The organism is Streptomyces sp. NPDC052036, assembly GCF_040680495.1.
Taxonomy (GTDB): domain Bacteria; phylum Actinomycetota; class Actinomycetes; order Streptomycetales; family Streptomycetaceae; genus Streptomyces.
Genome location: NZ_JBFAWW010000082.1, coordinates 1 through 10,192 on the forward strand (window position 1 = coordinate 1; position 10,192 = coordinate 10,192).

Consider the following 10,192-nt stretch of genomic DNA (forward strand, 5'->3'; position numbering starts at 1 on the left):
GCAGGATCCAACTCCGACCCCACCTCACCGACGGCTGCCTCACCGCCACCAGCCTGGCTATCGACCCACCGACCCCACCCTGAAAACCTCAGTAGGTCGGTGATGACGTAGACGGTTTCGCGGCTCTGCTTTCCGGTCTTGGTGTCGGTGCGGTGGCGTACGACCTTGGCGACCTGGGCGGCGTGGGGGAAGTCGACGCCGAGGTCGGTGACGGTCAGGGCCTGCACGACCCGGGTCTCCTTGCGGCCGTGGCCGGTGGTGTGGTCGTAGAACTTCGCCGTTGCCTTCTCCCAGGGCAGGGTGCTCAGCTGGGTGTAGAGGTTCTTCTGGTTGCGTTTCACGGTGAAGGCGTAGTGGGCCTTCTTCGTTTCGACGAGGAAGCGGGCGTGGCCGCGCTGGGTGTGCAGCGCGTCGCCGGTCACGGTGACTCCTCGCAGGTCATAGGGGTCCAGGAGGGCGGCGAAGCAGGTGATTTCGTTCGTCTTCTCAGGGACCCTGAGCTGGGTGACGGTCATGCCGGTGCCGGTCATCGCGGCCAGCAGATGGGCGGCCGGGGTGTTATCCAGACGCGAGCCGCGGGCGCTCTTGCCGTCGACCGCGAGGGTGTCGGTGCCGGCCGGGTCGTGACCGAGGAGGTCGGCCAGGCCGCCGGGGCAGGTGTCCTTGATGACCCGGCGGATCGTCGCGCCGCTGGGCGGGACCCGCACGGCCAGGGCAGTCTCGGTGCGGGCACCGAGCCGGGCCAGAACGTCCTGCGGCGCGTCTGTGGCCCACTCATCGATCGCCACGAAGCTCCTCGCTCCGGCCACCACAGCGGAGCAGGCGATCAGTAGCACTGCCACGAAGGGGTGACGCTTCCCGCGCCGGCAGCGCGGATCGGCCAGCGTGACCAGCCGCTCGGCCAGTGGACCCGTCGCACAGTGCTGACGTGTGGGCGACTTGACCAGACAGACGGTGGCAGACTGACGGCACATCGGAGCTCCGTTGTGGGCAGGCGACTTGGCAAGGTCACCTCCACAACGGAGCTTCGTTGCGTCCGGTCGCGCGCCACCCCGGCATCGTCACACCGCCGTGACCTGCACACTCACGAGATCACCGCGACTTTGCAATCGCCCTGGGGCGCCGACGGAGGTGCCGTCAGCAGGCGTCGCGCATCAGCTCCGCGAGACCGCGGTCCAGGTCGAGCTGGAGGTGCTCAAGACCGAAGGGCACCAGCTCGCCGGCGGCCTCCAGGAAGCGCCGTATCTCCTCGCTGCGCACGAGAACCATGGCGGTGCCCTCGGGGGCATGGAACTCCAGGACGGTGTGGTCCAAACTGTACGGCCGCACCCGTACGTCACCGCGTCCCTCGGGCTCCACCAGACCGGCCGCCAGGAGGTCACGTGCGAGGGTCCAGCAGACCTCCTCCCCTTCGAGGGAGGCCGGGGCCGGGAAGGTCATGCGGACGGCGAACGGGTCGCGCGGGTCGTAGTGCAGCGTGGCGGGAATGCTGGGCATCCGCGGGGCGGCGGCGACCAGGCGCGTCTCCACAAGGTACTCGATGACGGTGGACAACGCCTTGCTCCCTTGTGACGGCTGGACGAACGCCCGGGTGAATGAGACCGGGCACTGGAAGACACGTCGGAATCAGCCGATGCGGTTCACCGGATTCGAGTGACCTCTGTCACCGCGTTCATTCGCAGAAGCGACGTGGCTTTCGTGCGCGACGGAGGGCAGGAGGCCGCTCTTCCGCCGTGCGCGGAGAGCCAGTTGGACCACCGGAGGCCGGGATGAACGCGATCAGCTCGATCGCGCGGGCGGTGGGCAGCGGCAGGGCCCGCAGCTCTTCGTCCGTGACCGGGGTGAGACGACCGCCGGGCATCTCGTATCCCTTGCCGATCTCCCCGTAGTCGTGGCGCCTGGCCCGGCGTTTGTTCTTCGAGCCTGCGGGCCGTCCCGGCCCTGGCCGGGACGGTTTCGGTGCGGCCGCAGGACGGGCCGCGGTCGCGCGGACGTTGCGAAACCCCCGCCGCACTCGGGCGGGGGTGAGTCGGCGGGGCTCGATCGGTCGTTCCCAGGGCCGGCGAAGGTCCTCCGCGAGTGGCCGGGCCAGGCGGAGCTGGGTGTGGGCGGCGATGACGAGCCAGGTCCACAGGTCGGCGGTGTCCGCGTGACGGACCTTCGGTGCGGTCCAACCGAGGGTCTGTTTCATGAGCCTGAAGGTGTGCTCCAGGTCGAATCTGCGGAGGAATGACTGCCACCAGCGGTCCACGTCCGCCGGTGTGGCGGCGGTGGCCGAGCACCACAGCCAGACCGGCTTCGGGTCGCGGTCGCCCGGCAGACGCTCGACCCTTAGACGGATCAACGTGCCGTGCAGGACGGGTAGTTCCTCTTTCGCGTGGTCCAGCCAGGGGCCGCGGTGGGTGAGTCGGGGGTGCATCCGGTCCCAGGCTCTGGCCTCGGCCTTGCCGTAGCGGGTGGTGTCCGTGACCGTGGTGACCTCGGGTTCGTGCCAGCTGTCGGGCTTGGTGAAGCTCAGGACGCCGCCGTGCCGGCGCGGCCGTCCGCCCTTCGGCCCGCAGCGGGCGGGACCGGGGTCGCGGAGCATGACGCGGTCCGAGCGCAGGCGTCCGACCAGGACGACGGGCAAGTCGGCCAGGGCGTGGGAGAGGTAGGCGACGTCGTAGCCGGAGTCCATGACGATCCAGATCTCCGGATCACCCGCCCGCCACTGCTGGGCCTGGATCAACCGCTCGACAATGTCGCGCAGTTGGGCAGCGGTGACAGTGGTCGCGTCGTCCGCCGGCCCGAGGCGCACGGCGTCCAGCAACGCGACCCAGGAGGTCCGGCCGGTCTCCAGAGCGGCGACGAAGGAGTACGGCCAGCCCGGCACGAACTGATCCCGACTGCGGGCACCGCGTCCGTAGACGTGGCAGAACAAACGGTCCTCGCTGGTCGGGGCGTCGGGGCGGAGCCAGTTGCTCACGTCCACAGCCAGCACGATCCGCCCGTCGGCCGCCCTGGGCAGCGGCAGGCCCGCCAGCGCGCGCCGCAACCGGGCCGGCTCCGCCCAGCCCCGGTCCAACGCCGCGTACATCGCCCCGTGCCCGCGCCGGTGCTCGACCGCCAGCGACAGCTCGACCAGCGTCTTCACCGGCCCGTCCGCACACAGCACCGCGTCGGTGAGTTCGAAGAGCGCATCCGCGCGGGCGTAAAGGCACTCGTAGAACTCGACCCGAAAGCGGGACAAGACGTCGAACGCCTCGCCCGCGGGCGCGTGGACCGGGAGACTCATACGCAGCGGCCGTTCTCTCGTACTTCGTGACTCGACATCTCGAAGCGTGGAGAACGGCCGCCTCGGCTGTCCCGAGAAGAACCGCAGATCAGCAGGTCGGGTGACAGGCGAGGTTAAACGTCAAGCTGAGACACGCGCCTACGGGTGGTGACAGAGTGACGGGCACCGGCGGGGCTGGCTCGTTTCTTTGCTGCCCCAGCGATGGTGGCTTGTCGGCGATGTGCCGCCCCGCCGGCCCGGGTCTCCGCCGCGGAGTGGCCTGATAGCGCCTCTGTGTGTCAACCGGCTTGAGCGAGGTGGTTCCGTTGGTCTCGTTTCATGATCCGATAGACCACGTTGGAGAGGCGTCGTCGCTTGAGGGCCCGGCGGGCCTCCGAAGGCGTCTTTCCCTCAGCGATCTTGCGGAGGTAGTAGTCCTGCCCGCGCCCGCCGTCGCGGATCTGGCAGACGGCGATGGTGTGCAGGACCGAGTTGAGCGCGCGGTTGCCGCCGGTGTTGAGCCGGTGGCGGACGTTGTTGCCGCTGGAGGCGTCCAGGGGTGCGCTGCCGGTGTAGCTGGCGAAGTGGTGTTCGGTGGGGAACCGGCTGATGTCCCCGATGTGGCCGATGACCTTCGCGGCCAGCACGGTGCCCAGGCCCGGCAGGGTGGTCAGGGTGGTGCGGGTCGCAGCGATGGCCTCGCGCATTTCGGCTTCGTTGTCTTTGACCTGCCGGTCCAGTCTGCGCAGGTCGGCCAGCAGGTCACGGGCTATGTCCCGGCGGCAGTTGTCGGTGGCCGTGACGGGGCGGATGCGCTTCATCAAGGCGGCGGCCTTGTCGGCCGACAGGCCGGTGGGTGCTCCGCCGGGCAGGAGATCGTGCAGGACGGCATGGAGTCGGTTGAGGACGCGGGTGCGCTCGTGGACCAGGTCGTCGCGCCGCTCGGTCAGCAGCCGCAGGATCGTGGTCTGGCCTTCCTGGACCACGAGGCGCAGGTCGTGGCGGAAGAGGGCGACCTGGGCGACGTGGAGGGCGTCCTTGGCATCGGTTTTGCGGTCTCCACCGGTGGCGAGCAGCCGGGCCCGGGCCGACAGGGTGGAGGGCACGTCGACCACAGTCTCGCCTGCGGCGGCCAGCTGCTGGGCGAGCGAGCGGCCCAGGCCGCCGGCGCCCTCGACCGCGAAACGACGGTCGGGCCACCGCTCGCACCAGCGCATCAGCTGGCGGAAGGTGCCGGCGTTGACGGCGAACCGGCGCTGAGCCACCTGGTGGCCGGCGGCGTCGACGGCGACGGCGGTGTGGGACGACTTGTGGGGATCGACACCGATCAGGATCACAGGCTGCTGCCCTCGCACTCGATGAGACAGGAAGGGGAGTGCGGTGGGCACCCTGACTTGAAGTCACCGTGTCACCTTCATGCCTCTGTCGAGCCACACCGCGCGGGTGTCGGCCGGCGGCGGCACGCTATCAGTGAGCCAGCCCGAAGGCGGCAAGGAGCACTGCGGGCCCGTGCCGACCAACACCCTGGACGCTACGGCTGCAGACCGAGCATCTGGGGTCGATTCAACTAGTCAGGAGCCGTCCCGGTAGCGGGCCAGGACAGGCATGCGGCGGCCGTTCTTGAGCCGGACCAGGACCTCGGCTTTGGTGGCCGCGATGTCGGCCACGAGCTTTTGGGCGCCGAAGTTGCGGTCGGCGAGCAGGATCATCCCTGGCCGGAGGCTGGGCAGCAGGCGCGGGGCGTAGGTGGTCTCGCCGGCGGTGGTGGGTCCGAAGACGGCGTCGATGAGGGTGCGGGTGCCGCAGGCGACCAGGGCGAGCAGGCGGACCTGCGGGTATCCGGTCCCGCCGTGGTTGCCCGCCTGCTTGGTGAACCTGGTCAGGACCGCGGGGCTGTCGGACACGGTCAGGGTGGTGCCGTCCAGTGCGACCACCAGCAGCCCGCGCCATCGTGCCCCAGGTGTGTGCGGACCGGCCACGGGGGCTTTCAGCAGGTCGAACAGCCATTTCATTTCAGTGGTGCGGCGCCGATACGGCGGCGGGCCTGGGCCAGCGCGCTCGCCGACGGCGCGGCCACCGGCAGGCCGGCCAGCGCGCCGGTGAGCTTGCGCCACACCCCCGGATAGCCGGTCTCCGGGAACAGGCACGCGGCCAGCAGCAGGTAGACGACCACACGGGACGGCAGATCCCGCAGCCTCGACTGGACCCGGCCGGTGGCCTTCAGGGCCGCGTCGACCATCTCGAAGGGTATGAGCTGGGTGAGCTCACCGATGTGGCCAGGCGCGAAGCGGCCCCCGGCCACACGGACAGTACGGGTGATGACAGACTGGGTATCCAACGGAGTCCCTGCATGGTGATCTTGGTCGACACCGTTCTACCAGGTACTCCGTTGCTCGTCCCAGCACACTTGACGACCTCGCCCAGCCGCAAACTTCACGGCCTTGGGAATAGCCCGTTGGCCGGGCGAGTTGCTGCTGAGGTCCGATGACGGCGGCAAGACGACTGCAAGGAGGGGCGTTTCGCATGCACGCTCTGATTCATGATCCCGACGCACCGCGCGGTATCCGCCTGGGGGAGGCGCCGGAACCGGTACCCGGGAGTTCCCAGGCACTGGTGGAAGTGCGGGCGGTGGCACTGAACTTCGGGGAGCTGGCCTATATCTCCGACTTCCGCAAGCCGGGCGAGGTGCCCGGCTCGGACGCGGCCGGTGTGGTGGTGAAGGCGGCGGCGGACGGCTCCGGACCGGCCGTCGGCAGCCGGGTGGCAACAGTTGGCTGGAGCGACGGCTGGGCGGAGCTGCGGGCCGTGGACACCGGTGAACTCGCTGTCGTGCCCGAGGGGTTGGATCTGGGCGCGGCCGCCACCCTGCCGGTCGCCGGCGTGACCGCGCTGCGGGCCCTGCGCCGGCTCGGCCCCGTGGTCGGCCGGCGGGTGCTGGTGACCGGCGCCTCCGGCGGGGTCGGCCGGTTCGCGGTGCAGCTCGCGGCGCGGGCCGGGGCCGAGGTGGTGGCCGCGGTGGGCAGCCCGGCGCGCGGCGAGGGGCTGCGCGAACTCGGGGCGTCCGAGGTCGTGGTGGGCCTGGACGGCGTGACCGCGCCGGTCTTCGGCGTGCTGGAGAACGTCGGCGGGCCGCTGCTGGCGCAGGCCTACAGCCTGGTGGAGGTGGGCGGCAGCGTGCAGTCCATCGGCAAGGCCTCGCTGGAGCCGTCCACGATCGACTTCGAGGCCGAGCGGCTCCGCGGCGGCGGGCGCGGCATCGAGGTGTTCACCATCGGCAGCGGTCTGGGACCCGATATCGCCTACCTGGTCGGTGAGTTGGCGGCCGGGCGGCTCGACCCGCAGATCGGCTGGCGCGGCTCCTGGGAGCGCGCCGCAGAGGCGGCTGAGGCGCTGTTCGGGCGCACCATCCGCGGCAAGGCGGTACTGGACCTCGACTGAGGCCTGACGCCGCGGGCCCGGCATCACGCTGAGCGATCAGCCCGAACCGCTGGCGCCGTCCCGGACGGCTCCAGCGGTCGGCCGCACCGCGCCGCCGCGGAAGTACGCTCCCGCAGGCTCACCTGTCCCCGCTCTTCGCCCTGGTCGGGCCGCCGCCGCGCAGGCGCTCCGGGGCGGCGGTGGAGACGCGCAACCGCTGCTCCTGCCGGGTGCTGGTTCGTGCCCGGACCCGCGCCACCAGCATTGGGCGGGCGAGCTCCAGCCGCCCCAGCGCGCGTGGCGGCTGCGGGTCGTACTCGGCGGCGAGCTGGACGGCGTCCGCCTTTTGCGCACCGAAGAGCTCGGCCAGCACGCCGAGGGCGAAGTCCATGCCGACGGTGACGCCCCCGCCGGTGATCCGACCGCCGTCAACGACCGGCGCTCTCGCACCGGCGTGGCGCCGAACAGCGCCAGTTGGTCGTGGGACGTCCAGTGGGTGGTCGCCCGGTAGCGTCCAGCGGGCCAGCGGCGCCGAGCAGGAGCGCCCCGGTGCACACGGAGGTGACGTAGCGGGCGCCCGCCGCCTGGTTCCTGAGGAAGTCCAGGACCTCCTCGTCGTCCATCAGCGCGATCTGACCGCCGCCGCCGGGGACGCAGACCACATCCAGTCGCGGCGTCCGTGCGAACGGCGTGGTGGATACGAGCCGCCATCCGGCAGCGGTGCGTACCGGTCCGATCACCGCGAGGGTACGCATCCGGAACTCGACGCGGCCGTCGACGGACGTAGGTGCCGAAGAGCCGTCAGGCCGTGCGACAGCGGTCGTCGTCGCGTCCATCGCGCGGGGCAGCACGAGAACTGTAGAAGGCGGCCAGGAATCCGATCGCGGCCGGGAAATGAGAGTGTTTCGGTGACGGTGTGTACGGCGGCGAGGCCGGGGCGGACCTAGCGCTGGCCGGATCGTTGTAGGCGGGCCGACTGGGCCGGGCCGGCGAGTTTCCGGCGGCGCGGTCGGTACGGGTTCGGTATCGGATGTGCCGATCTCGAAACAGCGGAAACCGCCGTAGGTGATCTTGCGTGTTGGGAACACGTAAGCGCGCGCTGAGTAGGGTCGGGGACTGGCGCGGTGGCTGATGCTCCGTTTCCAGTCCCCGCCGCTTCAAACCGGACATGCAGTTCTCCCGCATCCGGCTTTCCGACATCGTTCACCGGCTGGCATGCGCCGTCGCCCAGTGCACGTTCCCGCTCAGACGGAAGACCCCGAGCCGACTGATCCACCCGTAGGTGTAGCGGGTGGTCCAGTTGCGGCCCCGCAGGCCGTGTTTTCGGCTGGCGAAGATCGCCAGCCGTTCGTGGACATAGGCGTCTACCGCGTTGAACTTCCGTCCGGAGTTCCCGTTGCGGAAGTATCCGACCCAGCCTCGCAGCACAGGGTTGAGCTCGGCCACCACAGCAGCCACCGGCCGCTCGGTCCGGGAGCGGGAGGTCGCTGCGCGGATCTTGTCCCGCAGCACCCCCAACGCCCGTGTTGAGGGCCAGCGTTGCAGGTAGAACCTGCCCCGCCACCTCCACGACTCCACCTTGCGGTGGTGGAAGCCGAGGAACTCGAAGCCCTGTCCGCCCCGGGTGAGGCAGACGATGCCGGACTTCTCCGGATGCAGACGCATCCCGAGCCCGCCCAGCACCTCCGCGGCCAGGTCCCGCGCCAGTTCGGCGCGCTGTCTGGTCGGCGACAAGACCACGAAGTCGTCGCAATAGCGCACCAACGTCCCCAACCGCTGCCCGCGCTCCTGCCACGCCTCATCGAGGACATGCAGGGCCACGTTGGCGAGCAACGGAGATATCGGTGAGCCTTGTGGGGTTCCTGCGCCTGTTGTGGCGCTCACCCCGCCCTCCAGCACTCCCATCCGCAGCCATGCACGGATCAGCTTCAACATCGACCGGTCCGTCACTCGCCGCGCCACTTGGGCGGCGAGGGCGTCATGCCCGATCGTCCCGAAGCAGTCCCGGATGTCGGCTTCGAACACCCACTCCTGCCGCTGGTTCGCTGCGACACGCACGGCTTCGCACGCGTCGATCGCGGACCGCTTGGGCCGGAATCCGTAGCTCGCCTCGGTGAACTGGGCCTCGAAGACCGGCTCGAGCACCAGTTTCGCGGCCGTCATCACCACCCGGTCCGCCACGGTCGGGATCGAAAGCGGCCGCAACTCCCCCGGCCGCCCCGGTTTGGGGATCACGACCCGCCGCAGGGCTGACGGACGATACGTATGCGTCCGCAGCCGCTCGGCCAGATCTTGGAGGAACTCTTCCACCCCGGAGGCGGCCACCGCCTCGACGGTCACGCCGTCCACGCCGGGGGCACCCCGGTTCGCACACACACCGGCCCAGGCCCGCCGAAGAACGTCCATGCGGTGAACATGGCCATACAGGGCATGAAACCGGCGTTCGGGTTCTTGTTTGGCACAGCGGTACAGCGTCCACTGCAAGGCTCGGACCTTGTCCAAAGGACGGCCACCCGGTCCTGCGGGGCCCTCCTCCCGGCGGGTGGACCTAGCCGATACGGCACTCACCCGGCTCCCTCCCTGTTCGCGGATCGCATCGATGAAGCAGAGGCCCTTCGCTCCCGGCGGGTTGTGCTGTCCCGCCGATCGGCACTACTACGGCCCCCTCCGACTTCCTCTCGGCAGCCCGCCACTTCCCGGTTCCGCCGGTTATAGGCGAGCCACGCTTCCCGCGCCGCATGCGCGGGGCCGAGGAGGATCTCTCCAGTTCCCAGGACAACCTTCCGACCGTTCCACGCCCCTTACGCCGGGAGGTTCCTCGGCGACCGCTCCAGGTCCAAGATCGCCTTCCATGGCCTTCGCCCTTCAAGCACAGGCTCGGCTCCTCCTTGGCCCGCCCACGGGCGGGGGTTAAATTACGACGCTGCAGGCTTCACTTCATGTTGCGGACTGGCCGGTCGCACGCCCCCGAAGGGCACTCGTCACTCCACTTCGACGCCGCCCTCTCGAACAACGCCGGGAGTCAGCTACCGGGGACCCTGGCGTCTCCCCGGACCGGACTTCCACCGGCTGGCTATCCTGAGCTTGACGCCCGGTTACATCGCCTCCACCTCCTCTGAGCTGGGACGATGCCCGAGCTGCTGGACGTACGCTTGACGTTTAACCTCGCCAGTCACCCGACCTGCTGATCTGCGGTTCTTCCCGGGACAGCCGAGGCGGCCGTTCTCCACGCTTCGAGATGTCGAGTCACGAAGTGCGAGAGAACGGCCGCTGTGTATGAGTTTCCCAGTCCCTGGGTCCGCCGGTGATGCGTTGGACGTCTTATCCCGCTTTCGGGTCGAGTTCTATGAGTGTCTGTACGCCCGTGCGGACGCGCTCTTCGAGCTCACCGACGCGATCCTGTGCAAGGACGGACCTGTGCAGACCTTGGTCGATCTGAGTCTGGAGGCCGAGCACCGGCGTGGGCACGGGGCCCTCTACCAGGCGCTGAACACCGGCTGGGCCGAGCCGGCCCGGCTGAGG

Annotated in this window: 10 protein-coding genes and 2 pseudogenes; 2 read left to right on the plus strand and 10 right to left on the minus strand. The window is 69.8% G+C overall.

What is annotated here, in order from left to right; translation table 11 throughout:
- The 7 genes and pseudogenes from AB0L95_RS41250 to AB0L95_RS41280 all read right to left on the minus strand — a co-directional run.
- Positions 1-974 (minus strand): ISAs1 family transposase (locus tag AB0L95_RS41250; RefSeq protein WP_365171700.1); only part of this gene is annotated, 974 nt, incomplete at its 3' end.
- Between the two features lie 163 nt (positions 975-1,137).
- The gene (locus AB0L95_RS41255; protein ID WP_365171701.1) at positions 1,138-1,554 is read right to left on the minus strand and encodes an SsgA family sporulation/cell division regulator; all 417 of its coding nucleotides are present in this window, start codon (positions 1,552-1,554) and stop codon (positions 1,138-1,140) included.
- A 211-nt stretch (positions 1,555-1,765) separates the two neighbouring features.
- Positions 1,766-1,882 (minus strand): annotated as a pseudogene (locus AB0L95_RS41260) (Ku protein); the annotation flags it as partial.
- Positions 1,871-3,274 (minus strand): annotated as a pseudogene (locus tag AB0L95_RS41265) (NF041680 family putative transposase); the annotation flags it as partial. The pseudogenes AB0L95_RS41265 and AB0L95_RS41260, both read right to left, overlap by 12 nt.
- 278 nt (positions 3,275-3,552) lie before the next feature.
- The gene (locus AB0L95_RS41270; RefSeq protein WP_365171703.1) at positions 3,553-4,590 is read right to left on the minus strand and encodes an IS110 family transposase; all 1,038 of its coding nucleotides are present in this window, start codon (positions 4,588-4,590) and stop codon (positions 3,553-3,555) included.
- 234 nt (positions 4,591-4,824) lie between these two features.
- Entirely contained in the window at positions 4,825-5,265 is a 441-nt protein-coding gene (locus AB0L95_RS41275) for a transposase (RefSeq protein ID WP_365171705.1), read from the minus strand.
- Entirely contained in the window at positions 5,262-5,591 is a 330-nt protein-coding gene (locus AB0L95_RS41280) for a transposase domain-containing protein (RefSeq protein WP_365171707.1), read from the minus strand. Before AB0L95_RS41280 ends, AB0L95_RS41275 begins: the two co-directional genes overlap by 4 nt.
- A 185-nt stretch (positions 5,592-5,776) precedes the next feature.
- Between AB0L95_RS41280 and AB0L95_RS41285 the strand changes: the two genes are divergently transcribed.
- Entirely contained in the window at positions 5,777-6,691 is a 915-nt protein-coding gene (locus AB0L95_RS41285) for a zinc-binding dehydrogenase (protein WP_365171709.1), read from the plus strand.
- A gap of 118 nt (positions 6,692-6,809) precedes the next feature.
- Here AB0L95_RS41285 and AB0L95_RS41290 read toward each other — a convergent pair whose 3' ends face one another.
- The 3 genes from AB0L95_RS41290 to ltrA all read right to left on the minus strand — a co-directional run bounded on the left by AB0L95_RS41290 (position 6,810) and on the right by ltrA (position 9,076).
- A complete protein-coding gene (locus AB0L95_RS41290) occupies positions 6,810-7,061 on the minus strand; it encodes a hypothetical protein (protein WP_365171711.1) in 252 nt (83 codons plus the stop codon).
- 37 nt (positions 7,062-7,098) lie between these two features.
- Positions 7,099-7,521 (minus strand): DJ-1/PfpI family protein, encoded by a 423-nt coding sequence (locus tag AB0L95_RS41295; RefSeq protein ID WP_365171713.1) that lies wholly within the window; start codon positions 7,519-7,521, stop codon positions 7,099-7,101.
- Between the two features lie 352 nt (positions 7,522-7,873).
- Entirely contained in the window at positions 7,874-9,076 is a 1,203-nt protein-coding gene (gene ltrA / locus AB0L95_RS41300) for a group II intron reverse transcriptase/maturase (protein ID WP_365171715.1), read from the minus strand.
- Positions 9,077-9,946: 870 nt separating this feature from the next.
- On the opposite strand from ltrA, the gene AB0L95_RS41305 reads away from it, so the two are divergent.
- Positions 9,947-10,192 (plus strand): transposase (locus AB0L95_RS41305; RefSeq protein WP_365171717.1); only part of this gene is annotated, 246 nt, incomplete at its 3' end.

What these genes read in the sequence shown, in the direction of transcription:
- AB0L95_RS41275 (WP_365171705.1), bottom strand. Translation starts at nt 5,265, where the DNA reads ATGAAATGGCTGTTCGACCTGCTGAAAGCCCCCGTGGCCGGTCCGCAC.
- ltrA (WP_365171715.1), bottom strand. Translation starts at nt 9,076, where the DNA reads ATGGACGTTCTTCGGCGGGCCTGGGCCGGTGTGTGTGCGAACCGGGGT.
- AB0L95_RS41290 (WP_365171711.1), bottom strand. Translation starts at nt 7,061, where the DNA reads ATGGACTTCGCCCTCGGCGTGCTGGCCGAGCTCTTCGGTGCGCAAAAG.
- AB0L95_RS41285 (WP_365171709.1), top strand. Translation starts at nt 5,777, where the DNA reads ATGCACGCTCTGATTCATGATCCCGACGCACCGCGCGGTATCCGCCTG.